28 protein-coding genes, 1 tRNA gene and 1 pseudogene are annotated in these 26,189 nt (G+C 41.6%); 19 read left to right on the plus strand and 11 right to left on the minus strand.

Features of this window, described 5'->3' with window-relative positions:
• Positions 1-375: pseudogene (locus K8F54_RS03755) on the plus strand (tyrosine--tRNA ligase); the annotation flags it as partial.
• Positions 376-504: 129 nt separating this feature from the next.
• On the opposite strand, the gene K8F54_RS03760 reads toward K8F54_RS03755, so the two are convergent.
• From K8F54_RS03760 to K8F54_RS03775, 4 genes are all read right to left on the minus strand, one after another.
• The gene (locus K8F54_RS03760) at positions 505-1,020 is read right to left on the minus strand and encodes a DUF350 domain-containing protein (protein ID WP_290787223.1); all 516 of its coding nucleotides are present in this window, start codon (positions 1,018-1,020) and stop codon (positions 505-507) included.
• 7 nt (positions 1,021-1,027) lie between these two features.
• Positions 1,028-2,062 carry a hypothetical protein gene (locus K8F54_RS03765; RefSeq protein WP_290787226.1) on the minus strand — a complete coding sequence of 345 codons (1,035 nt, stop codon included), beginning with the start codon at positions 2,060-2,062 and terminating at the stop codon, positions 1,028-1,030.
• On the minus strand, positions 2,063-3,037 hold the full coding sequence (locus K8F54_RS03770) for an acyl transferase (RefSeq protein ID WP_290787229.1): 975 nt from the start codon (positions 3,035-3,037) through the stop codon (positions 2,063-2,065). It lies immediately after the preceding gene.
• A gap of 89 nt (positions 3,038-3,126) precedes the next feature.
• Entirely contained in the window at positions 3,127-4,056 is a 930-nt protein-coding gene (locus K8F54_RS03775; protein WP_290787232.1) for a T9SS type A sorting domain-containing protein, read from the minus strand.
• 185 nt (positions 4,057-4,241) lie between these two features.
• Between K8F54_RS03775 and K8F54_RS03780 the strand changes: the two genes are divergently transcribed.
• Positions 4,242-4,925: a response regulator transcription factor gene (locus tag K8F54_RS03780; RefSeq protein WP_290787235.1), complete on the plus strand. Its 684-nt coding sequence runs from the start codon at positions 4,242-4,244 to the stop codon at positions 4,923-4,925.
• Entirely contained in the window at positions 4,925-5,968 is a 1,044-nt protein-coding gene (locus K8F54_RS03785; protein WP_290787238.1) for an ATP-binding protein, read from the plus strand. Before K8F54_RS03780 ends, K8F54_RS03785 begins: the two co-directional genes overlap by 1 nt.
• Here K8F54_RS03785 and K8F54_RS03790 read toward each other — a convergent pair.
• Positions 5,942-7,003, minus strand: a complete 1,062-nt coding sequence (locus tag K8F54_RS03790; protein WP_290787241.1) for a glycosyltransferase — start codon at positions 7,001-7,003, stop codon at positions 5,942-5,944. The two genes, K8F54_RS03785 and K8F54_RS03790, sit on opposite strands and share 27 nt — an antisense overlap.
• Before the next feature lie 84 nt (positions 7,004-7,087).
• On the opposite strand from K8F54_RS03790, the gene trmB reads away from it, so the two are divergent.
• The 3 genes from trmB to K8F54_RS03805 are packed head-to-tail and all read left to right on the plus strand — an operon-like array spanning position 7,088 to position 8,765.
• Positions 7,088-7,768: a tRNA (guanosine(46)-N7)-methyltransferase TrmB gene (gene trmB, locus K8F54_RS03795; RefSeq protein ID WP_290787244.1), complete on the plus strand. Its 681-nt coding sequence runs from the start codon at positions 7,088-7,090 to the stop codon at positions 7,766-7,768.
• Between the two features lie 33 nt (positions 7,769-7,801).
• Positions 7,802-8,428 (plus strand): lysine transporter LysE, encoded by a 627-nt coding sequence (locus K8F54_RS03800; protein ID WP_290787247.1) that lies wholly within the window; start codon positions 7,802-7,804, stop codon positions 8,426-8,428.
• Position 8,429: 1 nt separating this feature from the next.
• Positions 8,430-8,765 carry an MGMT family protein gene (locus tag K8F54_RS03805; protein WP_290787250.1) on the plus strand — a complete coding sequence of 112 codons (336 nt, stop codon included), beginning with the start codon at positions 8,430-8,432 and terminating at the stop codon, positions 8,763-8,765.
• A gap of 14 nt (positions 8,766-8,779) precedes the next feature.
• Here K8F54_RS03805 and K8F54_RS03810 read toward each other — a convergent pair whose 3' ends face one another.
• A complete protein-coding gene (locus K8F54_RS03810) occupies positions 8,780-9,172 on the minus strand; it encodes a hypothetical protein (protein WP_290787253.1) in 393 nt (130 codons plus the stop codon).
• A gap of 246 nt (positions 9,173-9,418) precedes the next feature.
• Between K8F54_RS03810 and K8F54_RS03815 the strand changes: the two genes are divergently transcribed.
• The 4 genes from K8F54_RS03815 (at position 9,419) to K8F54_RS03830 (ending at position 12,257) form a co-directional block, all read left to right on the plus strand.
• Entirely contained in the window at positions 9,419-10,558 is a 1,140-nt protein-coding gene (locus tag K8F54_RS03815; RefSeq protein WP_290787256.1) for an Mrp/NBP35 family ATP-binding protein, read from the plus strand.
• Between the two features lies 1 nt (position 10,559).
• A complete protein-coding gene (locus K8F54_RS03820; RefSeq protein WP_290787259.1) occupies positions 10,560-10,799 on the plus strand; it encodes a NifU family protein in 240 nt (79 codons plus the stop codon).
• A gap of 72 nt (positions 10,800-10,871) precedes the next feature.
• On the plus strand, positions 10,872-11,924 hold the full coding sequence (locus K8F54_RS03825) for an NAD(P)/FAD-dependent oxidoreductase (RefSeq protein WP_290787261.1): 1,053 nt from the start codon (positions 10,872-10,874) through the stop codon (positions 11,922-11,924).
• A complete protein-coding gene (locus tag K8F54_RS03830) occupies positions 11,925-12,257 on the plus strand; it encodes a 2Fe-2S iron-sulfur cluster-binding protein (protein ID WP_290787263.1) in 333 nt (110 codons plus the stop codon).
• On the opposite strand, the gene K8F54_RS03835 is transcribed toward K8F54_RS03830, so the two are convergent.
• The 5 genes from K8F54_RS03835 to K8F54_RS03855 all read right to left on the minus strand — a co-directional run bounded on the left by K8F54_RS03835 (position 12,254) and on the right by K8F54_RS03855 (position 16,653).
• Positions 12,254-13,150, minus strand: coding sequence for a metallophosphoesterase (locus K8F54_RS03835; RefSeq protein ID WP_290787265.1), 897 nt, complete (start codon positions 13,148-13,150; stop codon positions 12,254-12,256). The two genes, K8F54_RS03830 and K8F54_RS03835, sit on opposite strands and share 4 nt — an antisense overlap.
• A 103-nt stretch (positions 13,151-13,253) precedes the next feature.
• Entirely contained in the window at positions 13,254-14,432 is a 1,179-nt protein-coding gene (locus K8F54_RS03840) for an acyl-CoA dehydrogenase family protein (RefSeq protein ID WP_290787267.1), read from the minus strand.
• A 248-nt stretch (positions 14,433-14,680) separates the two neighbouring features.
• Positions 14,681-15,394, minus strand: a complete 714-nt coding sequence (locus tag K8F54_RS03845; protein WP_290787271.1) for a methyltransferase — start codon at positions 15,392-15,394, stop codon at positions 14,681-14,683.
• A gap of 1 nt (position 15,395) precedes the next feature.
• A complete protein-coding gene (gene rimM / locus K8F54_RS03850; protein WP_290787273.1) occupies positions 15,396-15,920 on the minus strand; it encodes a ribosome maturation factor RimM in 525 nt (174 codons plus the stop codon).
• A 13-nt stretch (positions 15,921-15,933) separates the two neighbouring features.
• Positions 15,934-16,653 (minus strand): 30S ribosomal protein S16, encoded by a 720-nt coding sequence (locus K8F54_RS03855; RefSeq protein WP_290787275.1) that lies wholly within the window; start codon positions 16,651-16,653, stop codon positions 15,934-15,936.
• Positions 16,654-16,786: 133 nt separating this feature from the next.
• Here K8F54_RS03855 and K8F54_RS03860 point away from each other — a divergent pair, with 133 nt between their 5' ends.
• The 9 genes from K8F54_RS03860 (at position 16,787) to K8F54_RS03895 (ending at position 26,097) form a co-directional block, all read left to right on the plus strand.
• Positions 16,787-17,587, plus strand: a complete 801-nt coding sequence (locus K8F54_RS03860) for a DUF6252 family protein (RefSeq protein WP_290787278.1) — start codon at positions 16,787-16,789, stop codon at positions 17,585-17,587.
• A 191-nt stretch (positions 17,588-17,778) separates the two neighbouring features.
• Positions 17,779-18,228: a PA2169 family four-helix-bundle protein gene (locus K8F54_RS03865; protein ID WP_290787281.1), complete on the plus strand. Its 450-nt coding sequence runs from the start codon at positions 17,779-17,781 to the stop codon at positions 18,226-18,228.
• Between the two features lie 145 nt (positions 18,229-18,373).
• Positions 18,374-22,723, plus strand: coding sequence for a DNA polymerase III subunit alpha (gene dnaE / locus K8F54_RS03870; protein ID WP_290787283.1), 4,350 nt, complete (start codon positions 18,374-18,376; stop codon positions 22,721-22,723).
• 253 nt (positions 22,724-22,976) lie between these two features.
• Positions 22,977-23,294 carry a thioredoxin gene (trxA, locus tag K8F54_RS03875; RefSeq protein WP_290787286.1) on the plus strand — a complete coding sequence of 106 codons (318 nt, stop codon included), beginning with the start codon at positions 22,977-22,979 and terminating at the stop codon, positions 23,292-23,294.
• A gap of 108 nt (positions 23,295-23,402) precedes the next feature.
• A complete protein-coding gene (locus K8F54_RS03880; RefSeq protein ID WP_290787289.1) occupies positions 23,403-23,948 on the plus strand; it encodes an ATP-dependent Clp protease proteolytic subunit in 546 nt (181 codons plus the stop codon).
• Positions 23,949-24,006: 58 nt separating this feature from the next.
• The gene (locus tag K8F54_RS03885; RefSeq protein WP_290787292.1) at positions 24,007-24,354 is read left to right on the plus strand and encodes a four helix bundle protein; all 348 of its coding nucleotides are present in this window, start codon (positions 24,007-24,009) and stop codon (positions 24,352-24,354) included.
• A gap of 94 nt (positions 24,355-24,448) precedes the next feature.
• Positions 24,449-25,378 (plus strand): DUF58 domain-containing protein, encoded by a 930-nt coding sequence (locus K8F54_RS03890; RefSeq protein ID WP_290787294.1) that lies wholly within the window; start codon positions 24,449-24,451, stop codon positions 25,376-25,378.
• A 366-nt stretch (positions 25,379-25,744) separates the two neighbouring features.
• The gene (locus K8F54_RS13930; RefSeq protein WP_363299213.1) at positions 25,745-25,993 is read left to right on the plus strand and encodes a GIY-YIG nuclease family protein; all 249 of its coding nucleotides are present in this window, start codon (positions 25,745-25,747) and stop codon (positions 25,991-25,993) included.
• A gap of 30 nt (positions 25,994-26,023) precedes the next feature.
• Positions 26,024-26,097, plus strand: a tRNA-Asp gene (locus K8F54_RS03895).
• The last annotated feature ends 92 nt before the right edge of the window (positions 26,098-26,189 follow it).

Raw genomic sequence — 26,189 nt, forward strand, 5'->3', positions numbered from 1 at the left:
ACCACAGTACATGGCGAAGACGAATTTAATAAGGCGGTAAAAGCTTCTGAAATTTTGTTTGGAAGATCTACCTCTGCCGATTTAAAGACTTTAGATTCTGAAACTTTTTTAGATGTGTTTGAAGGTGTGCCACAGGCCGAAGTTGCTACTTCGGCAATAAAAGAAGGGTTAGACATTGTTTCGGCTTTGGCCGAACGCACCGGATTTTTAAAGTCGAATGGGGAGGCCATTCGCGCATTAAAAGAAAATTCTATTTCGGTAAATAAGGAAAAGGCTTCGGAAGGATTTGTCATTACTTCAGAAGACCTAATCAATGGTCAGTTTGTATTACTGCAGCGCGGAAAGAAGAATTATTTCATCTTAAAGGCGGTATAAAGAAGAAAGTCCCAACGTATTAAACGCCAGGACCTTCCACATTAACTAACTAACCAACCAAATTATGAAAACAGTTGATCTCATAACTCTTGTCTTGGTCTTATTTACGATAAAAACCTTACAGCGGTTTTACAAATAATTTGTAACCTCGGGATAAGGGATTAATGAGCTAACCAAAAGCGCAATACTATCCTTTGCTATAAGCGTAATGCTAATAAGTGTCGCGACTACTATGATGGCAACCGATAAATTATTCCGTTGAATTTCTTTGAATTCGTCCACCCCTTTGGTAAGAATTGACAACAAAAAGAACACGGCGGTATTTATAAACACTGCCATCACAAATCCTATAAGTAAATAGATCCCTGAATACTTCGCAATGGTGAGTACATCGATCGAATCGGTTTGATTGAGGGACAGTCTAATCACATTGGTGATAGAAGGTAATATTTCACTTAGAATTAGTCCGATAGAGAGCACGATTCCTGAAGTGAAAATAGTAAATGCCAAATTGGAGCCTCCTAGGTCTTCCTTTCTGAAAAACAACCGCTTCAACATTTTAAAAGAGATAAAAATAATGACCACGGTTATTACGATCGATAACAAGATTTCCAAAAGGGCTAGTGTAAAAAGTTGTGTATTCATGGTTGCGTTATTTACTGGTTAATACTACATTCCAATAGGTAACATTGTCAAAACTTGGCGGGAGATCCCCTGCCTCAAAATATTTGCCGGTTGTTTCCCAAAGCATGTATCTTTTCCCGTTGTATATTTTATACAGCCCGCTACCCGGAAGGTTGATCCCTATGATAGAATGCTTGTAATAGTCACTGTTTAAAATGGCCACATCGTACTTGAAAGATTTTAAAATCGAATAGATAAGCACGGTTCGTGTATCACAGTCACCTTTCAAATTCTGAAGAAATGACACCGGATTTTGAATACCATAAAGCATATTTCCTATACAGCAGTCGGGACATCGCTCCAGCAACTGCCTAATGGAATCTTCATACGAATGGGCAGGCAAACAAGCCTCTTGAAAAACGAACGCATACGGAATATCCTGTATGCAACTAACCACCATTTCGGCAAATTCCATCTGATTCAATCTTCGTTCGGCATTTATCGTTTCGAAAGTGTGCATCACCATGTCAAGGCTTGGGGTATCATTGCGGTCAATATGGTCGTATAGATTGCCCCAAAAGTTATCGCTTGAAGGAGGCGTGTATTTTTTTATATAATCTTTCAGATTGAAATAATCACGTTCGCGCACGGTAAGACTACCCGAATAATCGTTGCCATAGTTATCTCTCCATACACGATTACTGCTATAAACCGGGATGGTGTCCAAATCTTCAATATAGATCGTTTTTATAACCGAATCCTCCTTAGTAAATGCACCCTCTTTTTGTATATAGGGAGTGATCATGGAAAACAGCAATATAAAAAGCTTTAGGATTCCAAAAAGAACGACGATTACTACAACTTCTTGAATAATTGTTTTCCGGCTCGGTTTTCCGAAAAGTCGGATGCACAGATAGATAGAAATGCCCAAAGCCAACGCTAATGCGAATATCCCGGGTATTGGCAAGGCGTTTTTAAGAATGATATATCCTATTAGGGTAAAGATGCCTGAAATCAACATCCAGAGGCAACCATGTAGTTCGCTTTTCTTAGGAGGAGTCATTTATAATACCATCAAGTTACAGCCGCGTATATCACTGTTGTCAAATCTACCTAAAATTTCGAAACTTTTATCGGTATGTGTTTTGCCGAGATCCTGAGTCGCAATAAAAGAGCAGGAATACAGATTGGCCAGATCGATCACGTTGATGCCTCCGGTTTTTCCGGTGACCAAACTCAGGGCATCTTCGGGGTCACGTATCAAAATCTTCATCCAAGGGGGGCAGATAAAAAGTCCGTTGCCTTTTGAATAGGCCTGTGAGAGGAGTTCGGTCATTCCATATTCGCTATGGATTTCCTGCACCCCAAATCCTTTTTTTAATACAGCGTGTAATTCGTCTTTTATCATTTCTTTTCGCCTTCCTTTCATACCTCCGGTCTCCATTACTATGGTATTTTTTAGCTGAAAACTATGTAGTTCGATTAGATCCAGTAGGGCATAAGACACCCCCAATAGCAGCACTTTCTGTTCTTGCGCTTCTAAAAAAAGCAATTTTTCCACCAAGGCCGAAGTATGGTCCAAATAGAAGCCACTGTGCGGAGAATTGGTCTTCTGCATGAGTTGGTCTACCATATAGACCAACGAAGAGCCTTTGCGTTCCAGATAGGACGGGAGCAGCGCCAAAATAGTATACGTATCAATAGCTCCGTATACCTGCTGAAAGGCTTTAAAAAAGGAAGCTTCGTAGAGGCTCAATTTTGCCACCAGATGTTTACTCACCACACTTCCGGTGGTGCCGCTACTGGTAAATGTTGCTTCGGGACGAAGACCTTCGGATAGTATGTTGTGCTCCTTGAAAAACTGAATCGGCAAAAAAGGGATGTCTGTCAAATTTGCCACAGTAGCTTCAGAAATACCTAAGTAATCACAAAATTTTCGATACACCTCGGTATGTCGATACTGATATCGAAAGATATCGAGTGCCAGTACTTCAAATTCTTCAGAAGAAGAAATCGTAAAAATGTCTTTTTCGAGCATTGGAAAATCACAGAAACATGCATTTCAAAAATAGGGAATAAAAAAAAGCTTCTGTAAAAACAAAAGCTTTTAATTCTAGTGAAAAATTATCACTGTACAATTAACTTCTTTGTCGATATACCACTTCCTTGAATAATTTTCAGCACATAGGCACCTGTCTGTAAGGTAGAAACATCGAGAATGGAATCCACTAATGCTGTTTCAATTATTTTTTCGCCCAAAACAGTGAATACCTGCACCTCGATATTGGCAGCAAGTGTTGATTGGATCGTAACAAAACCACTAGTGGGGTTTGGATACACCAGAAAATGCGCCTTGGGGTCGTCCGGAAGACCCAAAACCCCTTCGATGATAAGGTTATCAAAGAAAAAGGCTTCGGCAGCCGAATTGTTTCGAGCCTCAATGATTACTTGAATATTACTGTCCGGGCTATCTGTTAACTGTACCGACGCTGTATTCCAGGTTCCTTCAATGCCAAGGTCGTTGATGTCACTGCCGGTGGTATTTAGCAGGTCGTATTCAAGCGTGTCATCCAGATTCTTTACATAAATTCGCAAGCGGTCCGATCCCGAAGCATTGGAGGTTCCATCTCCTTCGTAGCCTGTTTCGGAAATAAAGTAATCGATCGAAATAGTAGGAGAACTTACTACCAAGGGGTCAAATTCTAGAATAAAGTTGCCGTCTACATCGCTAATTTCATATCCGTTAAGTCCCTCCGGGAATGGATTTCCGTTATTCGGAGGCGCATCGGTAACTCCAACGGTATCTCCGTCGGTTAGACCGTCGCCCGGATTGTCATAAGGAACGTAGCGAGCGTTAAAGCCTAATTCGTCACTCGAAGCATTATAATCTACCAAAGGTTCATTGGTATTATTGATAAGGTCGTGCGCTACCGCGGGATCGCCGGTGTCGGTATACGGGTTGTTGAAAATTTCGGGTTCCTCGAAACCGGTGCCCGAAATTTGAGCAGTGACAGCCGTACTTATACAAATGGCTGCCCAAAAAAATGTAGTTTTCATGAAACAGGTATTAAAGTTTTCAAATACCTGGGGAGCCATTAAGGCTAAAGTGAACTACAAGATAAAATAAAAAAAGCTATGTTACAATTTATTTATCAGAATGTTACCGAATGGTTAACAAATTCAGCACAGCATTGGTGAAAAGTAATTAGTAGTATCTTTATCGCTGTTAAGAACAGTCCAATATGAAACGAAAAGACACTAGAATACTTTTGGTAGACGACGAACCGGATATTTTAGAAATTGTTGGGTATAATCTCTCTTCTGAAGGATATCAGGTTTTTACAGCTGAAAATGGTGTTAAGGCCATTAAACAGGCAAGGAAGCACAAACCTCATTTAATCGTTTTGGATGTCATGATGCCCGAAATGGACGGCATCGAAGCCTGTGAAAAATTACGACTTATCCCCGAATTGTCTGAAACTGTAATTACCTTTCTTACGGCGAGAGGGGAAGACTATTCTCAAGTAGCGGGTTTCGATGCAGGTGCAGACGATTATATAACCAAGCCGGTGAAGCCCAAAATACTCATTAGTAAAGTAAAGGCTTTGTTACGTCGCTTTAAGGAAGCGTCTGACGATGTAACGACTATTGAAATGGGAGATCTTATCATTAACAGGGAAGAATATAAGATTATAAAAGGGGACGAGGAAATCATGCTGCCACGAAAGGAATTCGAGCTCCTATCGCTATTGGTATCCAAACCCGGGAAGGTGTTTAAAAGAGATGAAATATTGGATCGTGTTTGGGGCAATGAGGTTGTGGTAGGAGGAAGAACCATCGATGTTCATATACGCAAGCTTCGAGAGAAGCTGGGAGATAATAGATTTGCCACCGTAAAAGGTGTTGGGTATAAGTTTGTAGTATAATGGCCGGAATATTTAAAAAAACATACAAGTTCGCCGCTTACACATCGACAGTGATCACTGTTTTTCTAACACTGGTTATGGGGCTGTTTTTTTATTTCAACCAATCGCTAAGTCTTTGGTTCTTATTGGGCTTTGTCGTTGTTTGCTATGCCTTTTCGTTTTTTATCATACAATATCGCGTGGAGCGGTTTATCTATAAACGCATCAAAAAAATTTACGACGATGTGAGTTTACTCGAAGCTACGTCTTTACAGCCTCAACAGATCACAACAGACATGGCTACGCTTACCAAGGAGGTAGAGCGATTTGCAAATAATAAGAAATTGGAGATAGAAACCTTAAAGATTCAGGAGAATTACCGAAAAGAGTTTATAGGGAATATTTCACACGAACTTAAAACGCCCTTGTTTACTGTTCAAGGTTATATCTTGACCTTGTTGGACGGCGCCTTGGAAGATAAGGTGGTTCGAAAAAAATACCTGCAACGCGCCAACAAAGGCGTGGAGCGACTTATCTATATTGTCAAGGACCTCGATATGATCACCAAATTGGAAGTGGGAGATCTTAACTTGAACAAAGAAGAATTTAATATTGTAGAGCTTATACAGAATGTCTTTGACCTTTTAGAGATGAAGGCGGCTAAAAAACAAATCACCCTTACGTTCGACGTTTTGTATAAGGAGCCAATTTTGGTATATGCAGATCGGGAACGCATTCAGCAAGTATTGTCCAACCTTATCGTAAATTCCATTAAATATGGCAAACACAGCGGTACTACCGAAGTGAGTATCGAAGGACTTATTAAGAATAAGGTCATTGTGCGAATAACAGACAATGGAGAGGGGATAGAACGGGAATATTTCCCAAGGATATTTGAGCGGTTTTACCGTATTGACAAAAGTGGCTCTCGGAAAGAGGGAGGGAGTGGTTTAGGCCTTTCCATTGTGAAACACTTGGTTGAAGCCCATGGTGAAAAAATCTATGTGGAAAGCCAATTTGGTATTGGTTCCGAATTTTCATTTACGCTCGAAAAGGCGAAATAACTTTTTGAAATCTACTTCTTGGTCAATCTTTTTAAGCTGTGTATAATCTTTTACATCGGCCAGCTTTTCGAATGTAAAATCTTCCTGTTTGCATGATGGAACTATCCGTAGACCCTTTAGTCGTTTGGCCAAATAAATTTGTTCGTACTGCCCAGGAGTGGGAATAAAAAAGGCCTTCTTCTGCATGGCTGCAAGATCCATAATCGTTGTATATCCCGAACGAGACAGGATCAGTTCACTTTCATTAATCGCTTTTTCCAACTCAGCTGTTCCCATAAAATTGACGATGGTTATGTTGTCGTGCTGACTCATTATTTGTTCCGCTTCTATAACTCCCTGCACCAAAAGTACCTTGACAGGCCTGCCTTTTAGCGCTTCAATTGCCTTTTCCTCAAGTAGGGTTCGCTGTGGTTCGGGACCCGAAAGAAGCGCAAGCACATCGTATACTTTTGTAGCTTGTTGCGGTTTCATCCTACTCAGTGGTCCCAGATATCGAATCTTAAATTTCACATCCCTTAAATGTCCTAATTTACCACTTAGATTAGGGGTTTGTTTGGCATCGGGGACCCAGCACTCATCAAATTTCGCAATGCTCTTTTGATGGAGCTTGCTGCTAAAAAAAGTAGTGCTTCCGCTAAGCAGGCGTAGCTGATGTGTAATAAAAGCAGTAGGTACTTTCTTGCTCCGAACGCCGAGTCGATTGTCACTAATAATTCCGTCGATGCGATTTTCGGAAACCAGTTTTTTAATCACTTTTTTTTCTGAAGCAATTGCCTTTTGAATGTGCGGAATTTTTAGAATTAAAGCCCATTTTAATAGTTTTTCCTTTTTGGTATAGGTGATATTATAGGAGGGTAAGGCAATAGAGGTCAGTTTCGGAAATTCTTTCTGAAGTAACAATAAGGCAGCGCCATCTGAAGCCAGAATGACATTGTAATTGTGCTTCAGCAAAGCATTGATAATAGGAATACAGCGAGTTGCGTGCCCTAATCCCCAATGAAGGGGAGCTACCAAAATAGTTTTCTGTGATCCCATTAAAACAAAGGTACGGATATTAGTATGGGTTTAATATTTCCTTAATTTTACCAAAATATCAATAGAAATGTAATTCATTGAAACGTGGGAAGTAAGAACAAATTAAAACGATTTAGAGAGAACGAAACCTTTGCCAATGTTGTTCAACCCAGCCGGGAAGAGATTTTCAACAATACGTACAATTTAAAAGGAAATTGGAATCGGGATTTTTTTAAGAATGACCACCCTATTGTACTCGAATTAGGTTGTGGTAAGGGAGAATACTCGGTAAATTTGGCAAAGGCTTATCCCAATAAGAACTTTATTGGTGTCGATATTAAGGGAGCGCGTTTTTGGAGAGGGGCAAAAACGGCCTTGGAAGAAGGCTTACACAACGTTGGGTTTTTGCGCATTCAAATCGAATTGATCGATCATTTGTTTGCTGAAGGCGAAGTGGATGAGATATGGATCACCTTTCCAGATCCACAAATAAAATACAAGCGTACCAAACATCGACTCACCAATATCGAATTCCTAAATAGGTACAAAAAGATATTGAGAACAGGAGGATTGATTCACCTCAAGACAGACAGTGAGTTTATGCACGGATACACCTTGGGGCTCTTGCATGGATTGGATGAAGTTATTGAATACGCGCATCACGATGTGTATGGAAATGACCAGTCTCCCACCGAAGTGACTCAGATTCAAACCTTTTATGAAAGTCAGTATCTAGCAGAAAATAAAAAAATTACCTATGTGCGGTTTAAATTCCGTTCCGTTTAATTTTTTTATATTCACGGAACCAACGGCCCATAAATGTCTCTTATTTTAAATTTTACAATTGGTTTTTTAGCATCCTTAGTGGGTGTTATTCCACCGGGGCTACTCAATATGTCGGCTGCAAAAATAAGCATGGTCGAGGGTCGGAAGAAAGGACTGCTTTTTTCGGTAGGAGTTTGTGTTACGGTTATGATACAAACCTTTGTAGCGCTGAACTTTGCGCGCTATATCGATAGGCATCCCGAAGTAGTGGATACCCTTCAAAAAATAGCGTTGGGAATTTTCATTTGTATCTCGATTTACTTTTTTTTTATAGCCAAGGATACCCGTCGAGAAATGCCCGAAGAGGTTGAGAAGTCGAAAACAAGCCGGTTTTTCTCCGGAATGTTTCTAGCCGCGCTAAATTTACTTCCCCTGCCGTATTGGGTCTATGTAAGTATTACCTTTTCAGGATTTGGGTGGTTCAAGTTTACACAGCCCGAACTATGGGCCGCTGTCGTGGCTTCGGGGGTGGGAACCTTTGCGATGCTTATTATATATGTACAATATTTTAGAAAAAAAGAAGATCGGGGCAGGCTAAAAATAAATATGAATTACATCATCGGACTTATAACAGCAGTTATTTCAATAATTACCGCAATAAAAATTCTAAACGACTTTTAAAATGGGCGAGCCCGGCTTTTTTCAGCAGGTGTACGAAGTGGCAAAATTAATTCCGTATGGCCGAGTCACTTCCTACGGCGCTATTGCCCGTTATTTAGGAGCTGCCGGAAGTGCGAGAATGGTAGGCTGGGCGATGAACGGCAGTCATGGTATGGAGGATGTTCCGGCGCATCGGGTGGTTAACCGAAAGGGATTGCTTACCGGAAAACACCATTTTAAAGGTACAAATCTTATGCAGCAATTACTGGAAAGCGAGGGCGTTGAGGTGGTGGACAACCAAATTCAAGACTTCGAAAGACTGTTTTGGGATCCCAATAGCCTCAGGGAGGCTACTTAAATGGGTTTGATCCTTTAGATACTGTATTTAAAATTATGAGTTATAACCGAGGAGTTCATTTCTTTTTCGGCTATACGTAAAACTTTAGATAGCAACTGAGTTTCATTTTTAAACAGTGATTTCTTTAAAAGTTGCATCTCTTCCTCAATACTATTTTTTATTTGCTTTTTTAGCTTTTCGGTAAAGGACAAACTAAAGGTCTTTTTATATAAGAAAACGTGATTGGAAAAGGTCACTTCCCCATTACCAATACAGAGGTAAATTTGATTTTCATCATCAATTAAAAAATATTCATCCGATATTGGCGAAATAAATTTCTTTATGTCCTTTTTTGAAGTGTAATTCGCTATAATGTCAATAATATACTGAACATCTTTTTCTACTGCTTTCTTCTTGAACGTAAACATCGCTTGTAAATTTTTACCCGGTTCTTAATAAACCAAGATGGTTATGTTTCGATCTAAGTCAATTATAATGCCAAACAATATAAGTTATTGAAAATAAGGGCTATACATTTCCATAATTTTAGATTTGATGCTAAAAAGGAGGATTTATACTACCATCAATCATTTCAATCACACTGCTTCATTTTTCGAAGTATTACTCCTATATTTGCACTTTAGAATGAGTCTAAATATTGAATTGATAGCAAGATGAATCTTAACAAACAGGATATACTTAAAGCATTGGAGTCAATTACCGTTGCCGGAGAAGGTAAGAATATGGTAGAAAGTGGCGCTGTTACGAATGTAGTGACCTTCGCCGATGAAGTTATTGTAGATCTTACATTGGCTACACCTGCTCTACATATTAAGAAACGCGCAGAGGCCGATGTGATAAAAGTCATAAAGGGAAAAGTATTTGCCGAAGCCCAAGTACAGGTAAATATTAAAGTGGAAGCACCTGCCAAACCCCAGAACCCAAACCTTATCAAAGGGAAACCTATTCCGGGCATTCAAAATATCATTGCAATTGCTTCTGGAAAGGGAGGCGTTGGAAAATCTACAGTAACTGCCAATATAGCGGTAACCTTATCTAAAATGGGCTTTAAGGTAGGAATTTTGGATGCAGATATTTACGGTCCTTCCATCCCAATTATGTTCGATGTTGCCCTGGAAAAGCCATTATCCATTAATGTAGATGGTAATAGTAAAATGAAACCTATCGAAAATTACGGAGTTAAAATACTCTCAATCGGGTTTTTTACACAGCCCAATCAGGCAGTAATTTGGCGTGGCCCTATGGCTGCCAAGGCACTGAATCAACTTATTTTTGACGCGGCTTGGGGTGAATTGGATTTTATGTTGATCGATCTGCCTCCGGGCACAGGTGATATTCATTTAAGTATCATGCAGTCATTGCCAATTACAGGAGCTGTGGTCGTGAGTACCCCGCAAAATGTGGCATTGGCAGATGCGCGAAAGGGAGTGGCAATGTTCCGACAAGAGAATATAGACGTTCCGGTACTGGGAATCGTTGAAAATATGGCGTATTTTACTCCCGAAGAATTGCCGGATAACAAATATTATATCTTCGGAAAAGAAGGTGCTAAAAACCTGTCGGAAGATTTAGAAGTACCCTTTTTAGGGGAAATTCCATTGGTACAGAGCATCCGTGAAGCAGGAGATGCCGGACATCCGGCGGCCTTACAAACCGCAACCCCTTTGGAGGAAGCTTTTGAAAAGATTACGCGAAATGTAGTGGAAGAAACCGTTCGAAGAAACGAAAATTTACCTCCTACCGAAGCGATTAAAATAACCACGATGGCAGGTTGCAGTGCCGTCAAAAAATAATATGGATCAAAACGAATTAATTGTAAAAGTAGAGGAAGCACTTGAAGAGATTAGACCTTTTCTACAAAGTGATGGTGGCGATATTTCGCTGTTGTCAATTGAAGATGGAAAAGTTGTGCACGTAAAACTGGAAGGAGCTTGTGTAGGGTGTACGGTAAACCAAATGACACTCAAAAGTGGGGTAGAAATGACCATTAAAAAATATGCGCCTCAAATCGAACGTGTTGTCAATGTCGAATAGACGTGATATTTGTCATATACTGAAACTGGAAGAGACTTTATTTTTACATCAAAATTAACAAGGTCGTTTTACATGATAAAAACAGACATACTTATTATTGGCGCTGGACCTACGGGTCTTTTTACTGTTTTTGAAGCTGGCTTATTAAAGCTGAAATGTCATTTAATCGATGCATTGCCACAACCCGGTGGACAATGTTCCGAAATATATCCGAAAAAACCCATTTACGATATCCCTGCCTTCCCCGAAATATTGGCTGGCGAGTTGGTCGACAACCTTCTGAAACAAATAGCACCTTTCCAACCTGGTTTCACCTTGGGAGAGCGAGCCGAAACTATTGATAAACTGGAGGATGGGAGTTTTATAGTTACAACCAATAAAGGAACAAAACATCACGCGCCAATCGTGGCTATTGCCGGAGGCCTAGGAAGCTTTGAACCGCGAAAACCACCCATTCAAAATATTACACAGTTCGAAGATAAAGGAGTAGAGTATATCATCCGTGACCCCGAATTATACCGCGATAAGGATGTAATAATTGCAGGTGGTGGGGATTCTGCCTTGGACTGGAGTATTTTTCTAACGGATGTCGCTTCCAGTGTGACACTTGTTCACAGACGAAATGAATTCCGAGGTGCTTTAGACAGTGTTGAAAAGGTTCAGGAATTGAAGAATCTTGGGAAAATTGAATTAGTAACTCCTGCCGAAGTGGTCGATTTAGTGGGGGAGAATCACCTTACAGCGGTAGTTATCAAACAAGGCGCTGAAACCTATACGCGATCCTGCGATCACTTTGTTCCTCTCTTTGGCTTGGCGCCGAAGTTGGGTCCTATTGCCGATTGGGGACTGGAAATAGAAAAAAACGCCATCAAGGTGAATAATGCGTTGGATTATCAGACAAATATTCCCGGAATTTATGCCATAGGCGATGTGAATACCTACCCCGGAAAACTGAAACTAATCCTGTGTGGCTTTCACGAAGCTACGCTCATGTGTCAAAGTGCGTATCAGCGTATTTTCCCGGACAAACGCTATGTGATGAAGTACACTACCGTTGGCGGGGTAGAAGGTTTTGACGGCAGTAAAAAAGAAGCCCCCAAGGCGGTTGTAAAATCGATAGATTAAATGGAAAACGACATCAAGATTACGATTATAGATCGCGAAGGAAATGTACACGATGTTGATGCACCCACCGATATGAACATGAACCTTATGGAAATAGTTCGATCCTACGAATTGGCCCCGGAAGGAACTATTGGTATCTGCGGTGGCATGGCCATGTGTGCCTCCTGCCAATGTTATGTGTTAAGTGAACATGAACTCCCTGAAAAAAGTGCTGATGAAGATGCCATGTTAGCCGAAGCTTTCTACGTACAAGATAATAGCCGATTGGGATGTCAAATCCATATAAAGCCTGAAATGGATGGGCTTAAAGTGGCATTGGCGCCGGAAAGCTAGTCTGTCTTATAATCGCAAATCTTCTGAGGCCCCTCCAATAATATTCGAATTACCTTTAAGGTGCCGTCCTCGGTGGTGGAAATCTGCCATTTAATCAGGGAAATTTTACCATTTTCAATTTCAAGTCCGGTAATACTTCGTGGATGAACACAGCTGCCGTCGTTAAAAAAAGCGATTTCTCCGGGTTCAGGAAAGCGAGGCCGGTGGGTATGTCCTATGATGGTAAAGATGTTGTTATTGTCAATGATCCACTTTTTGGTACGTCGTTCTACCTTAATGAGTTCCCGATAATTTTTTGCGGGACTCGTTGGGTCCCCAATCCCAAAAACCTGTAATTGCCGCCATAAAGCGCGAACCATAAACCTATTGAACCTCCAACCCCTGTAATTCCACCAATCGGCTTGATGACCGTGAACCATAAACACTTCTTGTCCGGTTTCTTCATGCGTAAGTACAAGCCCTTCGGTAAAACTAATGCCTGGAAATAGAGGTTCTTCCTTTCCGGTTACCTTATTAAAATAGGTGTATAGATTCTTCTCGACAAAGCGTTGATTTTGGTATACCATATCGTGATTCCCAACAAGGCGATACAATCGGTCTTCATTATAGAACAGTCGCATCAGGTCGTAGACATTTTGATGGGCTTCGAATATGGATTTAAAATCGATGTTCTCCCAGAGTTCGTCACCGTCACCCAATTCGCAATAGGTGAAGTCTTCTTTATAATAGTGTTTTAACGCGTGGAAATAAATGTTTCGATTGTTGGCAAAATCGTCGGCAAAACTATTGTCTCCTCGATGACAGTCGCTAAAAATGATAAACTTTGAATGATCGTTAAAAGGAATTCGTCTTGCTGTTTTATAAGCCTTGGAAATTCTTGTTTGAGACGACATACGGAATCTTTTTTTAAAGATACAATTTGAATTGATTTCTGAAAGAGGTAAAACAAAAAAGGCCTCAGATTTCTCCGAAGCCTTTGGTGGGATTTGTTATTCTTTACTTAAATGCATTCAAACCGGTGACATCCAATCCGGTAATCAAAAGGTGAATATCGTGTGTTCCTTCATAGGTGATCACACTTTCCAAGTTCATAGAATGGCGCATAATACTGTATTCGCCTGTAATGCCCATACCGCCTAGCATCTGTCTTGCCTCACGGGCTATGCTGATGGCCATGTCGACATTGTTGCGTTTCGCCATAGAGATCTGAGCTGAGGTTGCCTTACCCTCATTGCGCAATACACCCAAACGCCAGGTTAAAAGTTGCGCCTTTGTGATTTCAGTGATCATTTCGGCTAATTTCTTTTGCTGAAGCTGAAAAGCACCAATTGGCTTGCCAAACTGAATCCGTTCTTTGGAATAACGAAGGGCAGTATCATAACAATCCATGGCGGCACCGATGGCACCCCATGCAATTCCGAAGCGTGCCGAATCCAGACAACCCAGCGGAGCTCCCAATCCCGATTTATTCGGTAATAAATTTTCCTTCGGAACCTTTACATTGTCAAAGATCAACTCTCCGGTCGCCGAAGCACGCAGCGACCATTTGTTATGAGTTTCGGGAGTGCTGAAGCCTTCCATACCGCGTTCTACAATAAGTCCGTGAATACGTCCACTTTCATCTTTTGCCCAAACAACCGCCACCTGCGCAAAGGGAGCATTGCTAATCCACATTTTGGCGCCATTTAGAAGGTAGTGATCGCCTTTGTCTTTAAAGTTAGTCACCATCCCTGCCGGATTACTTCCATGGTCAGGTTCGGTGAGTCCAAAACAACCCATCCACTCTCCGGAAGCGAGTTTTGGTAAATATTTTTGGCGTTGCGCTTCGTTTCCGTATTTCCAAATTGGATACATGACGAGAGACGACTGTACCGAAGCCGTACTTCGCACGCCGCTATCGCCTCTTTCAATCTCCTGCATGATCAATCCATATGATATTTGGTCTAATCCGGCTCCGCCATATTCTTCAGGGATATACGGGCCAAAGGCACCAATTTCGGCCAAGCCTTTGATGATTTGTTCGGGAAATTCAGCCTTTTGCGCGTATTCTTCTATGATGGGTGAGACGTCACGCTTTACCCATTCGCGGGCGGCATCACGTACTAATTTATGTTCATCGGTAAGTAAATCATCGAGATTGTAATAATCTGGAGCTTCAAATAAATCGGGTTTCATCTATAAACATTTTGGTCGTCAAATTTAGGGATTGCAGACGAATAACCCATTTATTTAAAAGAAAAACTTTGTCGGTTTTTGGGATTATTTATTTAAAAATTCAGTTAGCAGACGATGAAAATGATGCACGCCTTTTTCACGGGTTGGTGAACATCGCCCTACCTTGTAGAACGTAGATTTTATCCCCTTTTAAAAGAGTCCACTAGAGCAGTCTTATACCCTAGCTGTGTTACCCAGACCGTGTTTAATTAGAGTTTCAGGTAAAATTCTTGTACCAATTCCTTAAAGGCTTCGGTATAGTTATGACGCTCCTTTTCTATGGTCAACAATTCGATTTTCACCTCTTTTTTGTTAAAAGAAAATTCGAGTAGGCTTCTTTTTTCTTCGGAAGTGGCTGTTCCTCGTACACGACAAATTCGATTGGGAAATAAATTCACTTCCGAAGCGATTTTAATAAAACCCGCTTCTTCCTTTCTGGGAATAATGGTCGCAAAAATTCCCTGATCCGATAGCATCCTGGAAACTCCTTCAAGTAGATCCTCAAAGGGAAGTGCGTCTAAAAAGCGAGCTTGGTCCCTCGCCGGCTTGGCCGTTTTATAATTTTCAGCATAAAATGGCGGATTCGAAACGATAAGGTCGTACGAATCGTCTATTTCGTCAACAAATTCGTCCAAAGCAGTATGATAACAGAAAAGGCGATCGTTCCAGGGTGAATTTTCAAAATTATCCACGCACTGTTCGTAGGCATTGGCATCAATTTCAAGGGCATCTATTATTTCGGCTTGGCTGCGTTGTGCTATTTGTAAAGCGATCACCCCGGTTCCGGCGCCTATGTCCAAAACAGAATACGGGTGGTCGCTTAAGGAGACCCAGGCGCCCAATAGAACCCCGTCCGTACCTATTTTCATGGCACATCGATCCTGCTCAACGGTAAATTGTTTGAATTGGAATGGCTTATTCATCTTATAAATACAGCTCAATTAAGCCCTGCGGAACGTCAAGATGAATGGTTTTGGTGGTGCGATCTACTTTTGAAATAAACTGATCGTTAATAGGGATTAGGATCTCTGTTCCCTTGCGATCTATTACAAACAAGGCTTGTGCGGTGGTATCATTTACCGAAGATATGATCCCTACCTCGCCAAAATCTTTGTCCTTTACAGTAAAACCAATGATCTCGTGGTAGTAGAACTGATTTCCTGTTAATTTGGGAAGGGCTTCCAACGGCAAATATAGGTGTGATCCCAAAAGGGCGTTGGCATCGGCTTCGGTTTCGACCTCCTCGAATTTTACACGGAGTAATTCCGACTTATGCAGGGAACAGCTTTCAATAAAAAATGGAATCAATTTTTTGTGTAATTCCACAAAAACCGATTCCATTTCTACAAATTGTTCGGGGTCGTCTGTATCTAATTTTACAAGTAATTCCCCTTTAAAGCTATACTTTTTAACGATTTTGCCTAAGTAGAAACAATTCTTCTTTTGCATCGTTAGCGTATGGTTACTCTTCTTCTTTCTTCGCTTCTGCTTTAGGAGCTTCCTCCTTCACAGCTTCCTCTGTAGCAGCCTTTTCGGCAGGTGCTTCTTCAGTCACAGCTTCTTCGGCAGCAGCTTCAGGTGCTTCTTCAGTCACAGCCTCTTCGGCAGCAGCTTCGGGAGCCTCCTCTGTGGCAACCTCTTCAGTAGCAGGTGCTTCGGCAGTAGCTTCTGTTGCTTCAACAGCAGTTTCGGCAACTTCTTCTTCAGCAACAACTTCCTCTACAGGAGCTTCCGCTACAATAGCATCGGCAGCACGTTTTTCATTTACTGCTTTTTCAGCAGCAAGGGCTTCAGCTTTTGCTTTTTCCTTAGCAGAAGAAAGCTTAGTTCTTTTGTTGTCAACAGCCTTCGCTTTTTCTTCTAACCAGGCATTGAATTTAGCTTCAGCTTGTTCTTCGGTCAACGCACCTTTACGCACACCACCGGCAAGGTGATGCTTTAGCAATACTCCTTTATAAGAAAGGATAGCTCTTGCAGTATCGGTTGGTTGTGCCCCATTTTGAAGCCATTTTACTGCGCCGTCTACGTCAAGTTCTATTTGAGCAGGGTTTACAGTTGGATTGTAACTACCAAGTTTATCAAGGTATTTACCATCTCTTTTTGAGCGGGAATCCGCTGCTACGATCCAGAAATAAGGCTTTCCTTTTTTTCCGTGTCTTTGTAATCTGATTTTTACAGGCATAAAAATTAATTTTTGGGGTTCACGACCCCGGTTATAATTAAGGACGGCAAAGATACTATATTTTTTTTCTGAAATTCAATAGTTTAAACTTTTTCTTTTACATTTGTCGGGAACACATATGACCCAAATCATTATGAAACGATTTATGCTACTAATTTTTGCAGCCATATCTTTGCTGAGCTGTGAAAATGTTGAAACCAATAGTCCTGCGCTGCAAGGAGAATTAGACGATATCTACTTTGAGGCTATTGATGCCCGTGCCATTGAAAACGCGGACGGTTCGTTCGACATCCTTGGAGTGACTCAGGATGAAACACTTACATTGCATATTAATAGGGCTGTGTTGGGCACTTTTCCATTGGGGGCCGGTCAGCCTAATTATGCAACCTATGAAGACCCTAATGGCAATATCTACAGCAGCAACCCGGCTGGGGGTGGAGAAATAGAATTGACCTATCGCTGTATGGAGTGCGGATTGCTATCCGGAACTTTTAAGTTTGAAGCGGTGTTGCCAGGTATCGATACGATAGTTGCTCAAAAAGGGATTTTCTTTGAAGTTCGTTTTCCTACGGCATCAGATGATACCCCTCCGACCAGTGCAGGAACATTCGTAGCCGAAATTGACGGCGTACCGTTTAGTCCTTTCAATGTGGGAGCGGCAAATACAGGGAACAATATTGTAATCACAGGAGCTACCACATCAACCACCATTTTGTTGCGTTTTCCGGTAGACATCACAGCGGGGACCTACACGCTGCCCATGACGGGCTTTCAGGCCTCGTATTCAAATGGTTCCGTTACCGAAACAGCTGAATCGGGTGTGATTATTGTTGTGGAACACAACACAGCCGCAAAAACCATTAAGGGAACATTTTCCTTTGAAACGCCTTCGGCTAGTGTGACGGTGGGACAATTTAATGTTACCTATCAATAATAAACTTTTGTTAAAAAGATCAAATAAATCTAGGCTAAGGTTAAACTCTGTTAAATCCTACTAAGCTTGGGTTAATTTTTTGGTGAACGCCTTTATTAATAGTATACTAAGGTATATTAGAAGTAAGGGTAAGCGAAGAGCCTCTCCTAATTTTTAAATCTTTTCTTTGCAAAATTTAAAATATATTGATGATGAAGTATACTGAAAAAATGTCGAAAAAAATAAATACACTATTAGTGAAAAATCACGATGCCGAAAAAGGCTATAAAAAAGCTGCCAAATTGGTAGATGATATCAGATTAAAGCAGTTTTTTGAAAGCCAGGCACACAATAGATCAGAGTTTGGTATGAAGTTATCTTCTGAGATTAAAAAATATGGTGAAATACCTGAAAAAGGGACAAGTTTTGAATCCGATATTCATAGAACATGGATGGATATTAAAACTACTTTTACATCGAACGATGAAGAGGCGATTTTAAACGAAGTGCAGCGTGGTGAAAAATTGGCCGTTGAAGCATATAATGAAATTATTAACGACACCGCTTTACCACCTACTACACAAAGTTTACTGACAAAGCAACGTGAGCAAATCAAGTCCACAGTACAAAGTGCTATGAACTTCGAACAAGTGGTATCCTAATCGCGATGCACCGATAATTAAAAAACCGAGCGAGAGCTCGGTTTTTTTGTTTATAACACATACAAACTGTTTACAACTTTACTTCTCTATTAGCACGCAATTTTTTACTTTTACTTCCAACGGTAATACCTCATAATATCCTTCCATGTATTTAATTTTTGATACCGAAACCACCGGTTTACCCCGGAACTGGAACGCGCCCCTAACCGATAGCGATAACTGGCCGCGCTGTATACAGATTGCCTGGCAGTTACACGATGCCATGGGGAATTTGATCGAGCATCAGGATTATTTGGTGCAACCCGAAGGATTTAATATTCCCTTCGATGCTGAAAAAATTCACGGAATATCCACCGAATTAGCACAACAGCAGGGTATTCCTCTCGCTGAAGTAGTGGAGAAGTTTACCGAAGCACTTTCCAAAACCAAATTTGTAGTAGGGCAGAATGTTGGGTTCGATCTCAATATTATGGGCGCCGAATATCACCGCTTGGGAATGGAGAATCCACTGCCAAAAATTCCGGTGCTAGATACCTGTACCGAAACCACAGCGCAGTTGTGTCAATTGCCCGGAGGACGTGGCGGGAAATTTAAGTTACCTACCCTTACCGAATTACACGAATTCCTCTTTCAATCGCCCTTCGCAGAAGCACACAATGCTACGGCAGACGTAGAAGCTACTACTAGATGCTTCTTAGAATTGGTGCGGCGTCAAATTTTTACGGCTGAGGAGCTAGACGTACAACCCGATTATTTCGAGCGTTTTGCGAAAGCGAATCCCAAAGAAATTGAATTAATTGGTTTACCACATATTAATTTAAAAAAGGCTTCCAAAAAGCTGCGAACCACCTTGGAAGCAGAAGTGGAATCCATCGAAATCTCTTCCGAAGAGATCAAAGAGAACATAGCAACGCTGCAAGATGCTCCTTTTGCACATTTGCACAATCATTCTCAGTTTTCCATTCTTCAATCTACCTCAAGTACGCAGGATTTGGTGAATGCTGCCGTCAAAAATGAAATGCCCGCAGTGGCAATTACAGACAGCGGCAATATGATGGGAGCCTTCCATTTTGTACGTGCCGTGAATACCTACAATAGTTCGCTTTCAGAAGAAGAAAAACACAAAAGTTTAAAGGGAATTGTAGGCTGCGAATTCTTTGTGTGTGACGACCATCTGGATAAGTCGCAAAAAGACAACGGCTACCAAATCGTCCTTTTGGCAAAAAATAAGGCAGGGTATCACAATCTTGCGAAAATGGCCTCTATTGCGTATACCGATGGGTTTTACTACGTGCCGCGGATCGATAGAGAGGTTATTAAAAAATACAAGGACGACGTTATTGTATTGTCCGGGAGCATGTACGGAGAGGTGTCCAGCAAGATTCTAAACATTGGTGAAAATCAAGCCGAGGAGGCCTTGCTGTGGTGGAAGGCCGAATTTGGCGATGACTTCTATTTAGAGATCATGCGACATAATCAGGAAGACGAAGACCGAGTCAATGCTGTTTTGGTGGAATTTTCGAAAAAACACCAGGTGAAATTGGTGGCGTGTAACAACACCTACTATATCGATAAGGAAAATGCCAATGCCCACGATATTTTATTGTGCGTGAAGGATGGTGAGAAACAGGCAACTCCTATTGGTCGTGGCCGTGGGTATCGTTACGGACTCCCCAATCAGGAGTATTATTTTAAGTCGCAGGAGGAGATGAAATCCTTGTTTCAAGACCTTCCGGAGGCGATCGAATCGATTTCAGAAATAATTGAAAAGATCGAATCGTTTTCACTGGTGCGCGATGTGTTGCTACCCAATTTTGCTATTCCGAAGGAATTTTTGCATACCGAAGACGCCGATGGAGGTAAACGTGGTGAGAATGCCTACTTAAAATATCTAACCTACGAAGGAGCCAAAAAACGGTATCCTGAACTCACCGAAGAAATTAAGCAACGCCTCGACTTTGAGCTCGAAGTTATTGCAAATACAGGTTATCCGGGTTACTTTTTAATTGTACAGGATTTTATAGCCGAAGCTCGTAAAATGGACGTTTCGGTAGGCCCCGGAAGAGGATCGGCTGCAGGAAGTGCGGTGGCCTATTGTTTGGGAATTACCAATATCTGCCCCATCAAGTACGACCTGCTTTTTGAGCGTTTCTTAAATCCGGACCGTATAAGTATGCCCGATATCGATATCGATTTCGATGACGAAGGTCGCGGTAGGGTTATGGAGTATGTGATTAACAAATACGGCAGTCGTCAAGTAGCACAAATTATAACCTACGGAACCATGGCCGCCAAATCGTCCATTCGGGATACGGCACGTGTTTTAGACCTTCCGCTGAACGATGCCGATCGTATTGCGAAGTTGATTCCAAATATGACCAAGCTGAATAAGATTTTCGGTTTGAGCGATCAGGAATTACGTGCCAGATTTAGAAGTGATGAGTTGCCCAAGGTAAACGAGTTATTGAATTTATCGGAAGGGGAAGATCTGGAGGCCCAGACCATTAATCAGGCGAAGGTGTTGGAAGGGTCCGTTCGGAATACCGGTATCCATGCCTGCGGGGTGATTATAACCCCCGACGATATCACAAATTTCGTTCCTATTGCTACGGCAAAGGACAGCGACCTATACGTAACGCAGTTTGACAACTCGGTGGTGGAAGCTGCCGGCTTGCTGAAGATGGATTTCCTTGGATTGAAAACGCTGACACTTATCAAGGATACGGTCAAATTAGTAAAGCATAAGCACAATGTAGTTTTAGACCCTGATGCCTTTCCGTTAGATGATGAGAAGACGTACGAGCTGTTCCAAAGAGGAGAGACGGTTGGAATCTTTCAGTACGAATCGGCCGGGATGCAAAAGCATATGAAGGACCTAAAGCCTACAGTCTTCGCCGATCTCATTGCGATGAATGCCTTGTATCGTCCGGGACCTATGGAGTATATACCCAGCTTTATTAGAAGGAAACACGGGGAGGAAGAAATAAGCTATGACCTTCCGGCCATGGAAGAATTTCTAAAGGAAACCTACGGAATTACGGTCTACCAGGAGCAGGTGATGTTGCTATCTCAGAAGTTAGCCGATTTTACCAAGGGTGAGGCCGATGTACTTCGGAAGGCGATGGGGAAAAAGCAGAAGTCGGTGCTCGATAAAATGAAGCCTCAGTTTGTAGCGCAGGCGGCAGCCAAGGGCCACGATCCTGAAAAACTAGAGAAAATATGGAAAGACTGGGAGGCCTTTGCTAGTTATGCCTTTAATAAGTCGCACTCTACCTGTTATGCTTGGATCGCTTATCAGACGGCCTATTTAAAGGCGCATTATCCGGCTGAGTATATGGCGGCAGTGCTTTCCAACAATATGAGCGATATCAAGCAGGTGACCTTCTTTATGGAAGAATGTCGTAGAATGGGACTGGAAGTATTGGGCCCCGATGTCAATGAATCCTTTTATAAGTTTACCGTAAACGACAGAGGTGCTATCCGTTTTGGAATGGGTGCAGTGAAAGGTGTAGGCGGCAATGCGGTAGCCACCATTGTGGAAGAAAGAAAAGACGGGAAGTACAAATCGGTGTTCGATCTGGCCAAACGAATCGATCTGCGTGCTGCCAACAAGAAGGCCTTTGAAAACCTGGCACTGGCCGGTGGGTTTGATAGTTTTGACACACATCGGGCGCAGTATTTACACGATGATGGGGACGGAGTGATGTTTATTGAAAAGGTGTTGCGCTATGCCGCAAGGTATCAGGAGACACAGAATTCGTCCCAGGTGAGTTTATTTGGAGATGCCAGCGAGGTTCAGATTCCCGAACCTGAAGTTCCTCCTTGTGAGGCGTGGGGCACCATGAAAAAGTTGAAGTTGGAGAAGGAAGTGGTTGGTATTTATATCAGCGGACATCCGTTGGACGATTTTAAAACGGAGATGCGAAATTTCACCAACTGCAAGGTGAGTGACTTTAACGAGCTGGAGAAATATGTAAACCGAGAATTGTGTTTTGGAGGTATTGTCACCGACGTACAGCACCGAGAATCGAAGGCCGGAAAGGGATGGGCTATTTTTACCGTGGAAGATTATGACGACAGCTACGAGTTTAAGATTTTTGGAGAGGAGTATTTAAAGTTCAGGCATTTTTTGGTGCCTAATTCCTTTTTGTATGCCCGGGTTTTTGTAAAGGAAGGTTGGACCAACCGCGATACCGGAAAAAAGGGAGAGCCGAGATTACAATACAACAGCATGCAGCTACTGCACGACGTAATGGACAGTCAGGCGCGGAAGTTGACCATACAAATACCCATTGAAGAATTGGCAGAAGACCGGATAAAAAGGCTGAAGGACTTGTTTAAAATGCACAAGGGGGATAAACAATTGCAGTTTGTGATCTACGAGCTAGAGGAAAAAGTAAAGCTTCACATGCCCAGCAGAAAACACAAGGTGACGATTTCACAGGAATTGTTGGACGAATTGGAATTGGAGCAGGTGCAGTACAAGTTGAATTGATTCGGGGAAGCGATTGCGGTCCTTTGACTAGACTCAGGATTAGCTACGAATTTTGGTTTTTGCGTTAGGGATAGCAGTGGAAAGCCCGCAGCGATGCGCGAGGACTTGTAGCGAATAGCCCGACCCCGCTAAAAGCGTGGGAACGCCCAGGACATAAACAAAATCAATCCTTCTATTGCCTAAACTAATGTTAAGCGTGTAAGTTTTCGAAAATAAATTGACTATTTTTGCGGAACAATTTAAAATTAATAAAATGGCTTTAGAAATAACAGACGCAACGTTTGAAGAAACAGTATTAAAGAGTGACAAACCTGTCATCGTAGATTTTTGGGCTGCTTGGTGTGGGCCTTGTCGTATGGTGGGACCTATTATTGATCAAATTAGTGAAGAGTACGAAGGCAAGGCTGTAGTTGGGAAGGTAGATGTTGATGCAAACCAGGAATTTGCTGCGAAATACGGCGTACGGAATATTCCAACGGTGTTGGTCTTTAACAAAGGAGAATTAGTGGGTCGCCAGGTAGGTGTGGCTCCTAAAAATGTATATGCAGAGGCGATTGATTCGCTTTTGTAATAAGAAAGAGAAATTAACAGGTAAAAGGCTTGGCGGTATGCTGAGCCTTTTCTTATTTTAGTGGGATTGTAATTTGAAATATAAAATAGCCGCGGCGCGGACAGCACTATGGAAAAAGAGAAAAAAGTTCAGGATAAGATCGACAACCAATTATTAAGCGAACGCAAGATATTTTTATGGGGGATGGTAGACGATAAGAGCGCCAAGCATGTGGTGGATCGTCTTATGTATTTGGATTCGTTAAATCATGAAGAGATTCAGTTTTATATCAATAGCCCGGGGGGTTACGTGACCAGTGGGTTCTCCATTTATGATACCATTCAGGGGATAAAGAGTCCGGTTTCGACGATATGTACAGGATTGGCCGCTTCTATGGGAAGTATATTGCTTTCGGCGGGGAAGAAAGGACGACGTTTTATTCAGCCGCATGCTCGTGTGATGATTCATCAGCCGAGTGGAGGTGCTAGAGGTCAGGCCAGCGATATTGAAATTACGGCTCAGGAGATAATTAAAACCAAAGAGTTGAGTGCAGAAATATTGGCGAAGAACTGTGGCCAGAAAGTAGAAAAGGTGATGAAGGATTTTAACCGGGATCATTGGATGGGAGCAGAGGAAAGTGTGGCGTATGGGATTGTGGATTCGGTGCTTGAGTGAGCAGTTAGTAGTTATTAGTTATTAGTTAATGGTTAATAGTTAATGGTGAGAAGTGAATATGGATCATAAGGAATTGGAGGTATGGAAAAGGAGTATGGAATTGGTGGAGGCCATTTATTCTTTTAGCAGTGAATTTCCAAAGGAAGAAATATATGGTTTAACGAGTCAGATTAGAAGAGCAGCCGTTTCAATTCCTTCGAACATTGCCGAAGGTGCAGCTAGAAAAGGAAATAAAGAATATTTGTATTTTATAAACCTAGCATTGGGTTCTTTATCTGAAATGGAAACTCAATATATATTGTCAATCCGCCTTGGGTTAAGTTCTGAATCTTCAAACATTAGTGATTTAATAGTCACCGTTAGAAAATTACTATTAGGAACTAGAAACTATATAAAAATGAATTAACACATCACTATTTACGATTCACTAATAACCCATAACCAGCAATGAACATCGAGAAAGAAATAAACGACCCTTCGACTACGCTCAGGGTGACAAGATGAATATAGAAAAGGAGATCAATGAGATAACCGGATTTAAGAATCTGGAACTGCTCGCCACTCAGGTGGTGGAGGGGTTTATTTCGGGGTTGCATAAGAGTCCGTTTCACGGTTTTTCTGCTGAATTCGCCGAACATAAAATCTATAATAGCGGGGAAAGCACCAAGCATATCGATTGGAAGTTGTATGCCAAAACCGATAAATTATATACGAAGCGCTACGAAGAAGAGACCAATTTACGTTGTCATTTGATTATCGATAATAGCAGTTCGATGCATTATCCTCACAAAAAGGAGTTCAGTATTAATTCGTTGAATAAGATTGCTTTTTCGGCTTTGGCAAGTGCGGCGATCATGAATTTGTTAAAGCGGCAGCGAGACGCGGTTGGATTGAGTATTTATAGCGATACCTATGAGTTCTATGCTTCTGAAAAGGGGAGTGAGCGGCACCATCAGATGTTATTGCAACATCTAAACAATGCCATCATTGAACCAAGGGAGCAGGTTCAAACAAAGACTTATGCCCACTTACATTTGATTGCCGAAAAACTGAAGCGACGGTCGTTGGTGTTTTTGTTTACCGATATGTTTCAGAGTGATACCGAGGCTGAAAAGTTGTTTGAAGCCCTTCAGCATTTAAAATACAATAAACACGAGGTGGTGTTATTTCATACCTACGACAAGGAGAAGGAGATTGATTTCGATTTTAACAATCGTCCCAAGCGCTTTGTGGATGTAGAGACCGGGGAGCATGTGAATTTGTATGCGGATAATATCAAGGAGTCGTATGAGGCAGCTGTTGCTGCCTATTTCAATGATTTGAAATTAAAATGCGGGCAATACCGGATTAAATATGTGCCGGTAGATATCAAGGAGCGCTTCAATAAAATACTTACGACTTATTTGGTAGAGCGGCAGAAGTTTGGATAATGGAATGAGCCGTTAGCAGTGAGCGGGGAACGGTGAATAGTGTGTTATTTTATTGATGATTTGAAGTGAAGAATAAAAATCGGTTATTTTTTTAAAATAATTGTTTGTCAAAATGAATAAGGGGTGTATATTTGCCACCGCTAACAGTAGATGTTGGCGTGCTTGAAGCCGAAAGGTGTAGCAACGGTTTGGTAGTTCAGTTGCCCGCCCGGATGAAAGAGTTATCCGTTCGGACGGGGTTAGAATACCTGCCAAAAGAAAATAAGACTAACTAAAAGTCTCTAAAGAGTAGTAACGGTCTGGTAGTTCAGTTGGTTATCCCGAGTACTCGGGACTGCCTGTCGCAAAGAAACAACGTTCATTAACATGTATTTTGTTTATATCATAGAGAGTGAAAGGGATGGGACTTATTATATTGGTCAATCCGATAATCTAGAAAAACGTCTAGAGCTTCACAATAATGGATTTTCAAAATATACAAGTAGAAAACTACCTTGGAAGTTAGTTTATTATGAAAGCTATCCTTCAAGAAAAGAATCAATAGTAAGAGAACGGTTTTTGAAGCAGCAGCGAAATCGAGAATTTTACAAAAGATTGATTGAAAATAAAGAATAAGACATACTTTTAGTCTATAACAGTAAGTACGGTCTGGTAGTTCAGTTGGTTAGAATACCTGCCTGTCACGCAGGGGGTCGCGAGTTCGAGTCTCGTCCAGACCGCAGATTCCGAATCAAGTTCGGAATGACAAGTTAAGGAAACTTAAATTGTCAAATACAATGTTGTGTTGTCACGCTTAAGGCGTGATGTGGTT

The organism is Altibacter sp., assembly GCF_019913785.1.
Classification (GTDB): Bacteria; Bacteroidota; Bacteroidia; order Flavobacteriales; family Flavobacteriaceae; genus Altibacter.

Bases quoted from the DNA above. Each gene is read 5' to 3' on its own strand.
- K8F54_RS03760 (WP_290787223.1), bottom strand. From the start codon at position 1,020: ATGAATACACAACTTTTTACACTAGCCCTTTTGGAAATCTTGTTATCG.
- K8F54_RS03765 (WP_290787226.1), bottom strand. From the start codon at position 2,062: ATGACTCCTCCTAAGAAAAGCGAACTACATGGTTGCCTCTGGATGTTG.
- K8F54_RS03770 (WP_290787229.1), bottom strand. From the start codon at position 3,037: ATGCTCGAAAAAGACATTTTTACGATTTCTTCTTCTGAAGAATTTGAA.
- K8F54_RS03775 (WP_290787232.1), bottom strand. From the start codon at position 4,056: ATGAAAACTACATTTTTTTGGGCAGCCATTTGTATAAGTACGGCTGTC.
- K8F54_RS03780 (WP_290787235.1), top strand. From the start codon at position 4,242: ATGAAACGAAAAGACACTAGAATACTTTTGGTAGACGACGAACCGGAT.
- K8F54_RS03785 (WP_290787238.1), top strand. From the start codon at position 4,925: ATGGCCGGAATATTTAAAAAAACATACAAGTTCGCCGCTTACACATCG.
- K8F54_RS03790 (WP_290787241.1), bottom strand. From the start codon at position 7,003: ATGGGATCACAGAAAACTATTTTGGTAGCTCCCCTTCATTGGGGATTA.
- K8F54_RS03800 (WP_290787247.1), top strand. From the start codon at position 7,802: ATGTCTCTTATTTTAAATTTTACAATTGGTTTTTTAGCATCCTTAGTG.
- K8F54_RS03805 (WP_290787250.1), top strand. From the start codon at position 8,430: ATGGGCGAGCCCGGCTTTTTTCAGCAGGTGTACGAAGTGGCAAAATTA.
- K8F54_RS03810 (WP_290787253.1), bottom strand. From the start codon at position 9,172: ATGTTTACGTTCAAGAAGAAAGCAGTAGAAAAAGATGTTCAGTATATT.
- K8F54_RS03815 (WP_290787256.1), top strand. From the start codon at position 9,419: ATGAATCTTAACAAACAGGATATACTTAAAGCATTGGAGTCAATTACC.
- K8F54_RS03820 (WP_290787259.1), top strand. From the start codon at position 10,560: ATGGATCAAAACGAATTAATTGTAAAAGTAGAGGAAGCACTTGAAGAG.
- K8F54_RS03825 (WP_290787261.1), top strand. From the start codon at position 10,872: ATGATAAAAACAGACATACTTATTATTGGCGCTGGACCTACGGGTCTT.
- K8F54_RS03830 (WP_290787263.1), top strand. From the start codon at position 11,925: ATGGAAAACGACATCAAGATTACGATTATAGATCGCGAAGGAAATGTA.
- K8F54_RS03835 (WP_290787265.1), bottom strand. From the start codon at position 13,150: ATGTCGTCTCAAACAAGAATTTCCAAGGCTTATAAAACAGCAAGACGA.
- K8F54_RS03840 (WP_290787267.1), bottom strand. From the start codon at position 14,432: ATGAAACCCGATTTATTTGAAGCTCCAGATTATTACAATCTCGATGAT.
- K8F54_RS03845 (WP_290787271.1), bottom strand. From the start codon at position 15,394: ATGAATAAGCCATTCCAATTCAAACAATTTACCGTTGAGCAGGATCGA.
- rimM (WP_290787273.1), bottom strand. From the start codon at position 15,920: ATGCAAAAGAAGAATTGTTTCTACTTAGGCAAAATCGTTAAAAAGTAT.
- K8F54_RS03855 (WP_290787275.1), bottom strand. From the start codon at position 16,653: ATGCCTGTAAAAATCAGATTACAAAGACACGGAAAAAAAGGAAAGCCT.
- K8F54_RS03860 (WP_290787278.1), top strand. From the start codon at position 16,787: ATGAAACGATTTATGCTACTAATTTTTGCAGCCATATCTTTGCTGAGC.
- K8F54_RS03865 (WP_290787281.1), top strand. From the start codon at position 17,779: ATGAAGTATACTGAAAAAATGTCGAAAAAAATAAATACACTATTAGTG.
- dnaE (WP_290787283.1), top strand. From the start codon at position 18,374: ATGTATTTAATTTTTGATACCGAAACCACCGGTTTACCCCGGAACTGG.
- trxA (WP_290787286.1), top strand. From the start codon at position 22,977: ATGGCTTTAGAAATAACAGACGCAACGTTTGAAGAAACAGTATTAAAG.
- K8F54_RS03880 (WP_290787289.1), top strand. From the start codon at position 23,403: ATGGAAAAAGAGAAAAAAGTTCAGGATAAGATCGACAACCAATTATTA.
- K8F54_RS03885 (WP_290787292.1), top strand. From the start codon at position 24,007: ATGGATCATAAGGAATTGGAGGTATGGAAAAGGAGTATGGAATTGGTG.
- K8F54_RS03890 (WP_290787294.1), top strand. From the start codon at position 24,449: ATGAATATAGAAAAGGAGATCAATGAGATAACCGGATTTAAGAATCTG.
- K8F54_RS13930 (WP_363299213.1), top strand. From the start codon at position 25,745: ATGTATTTTGTTTATATCATAGAGAGTGAAAGGGATGGGACTTATTAT.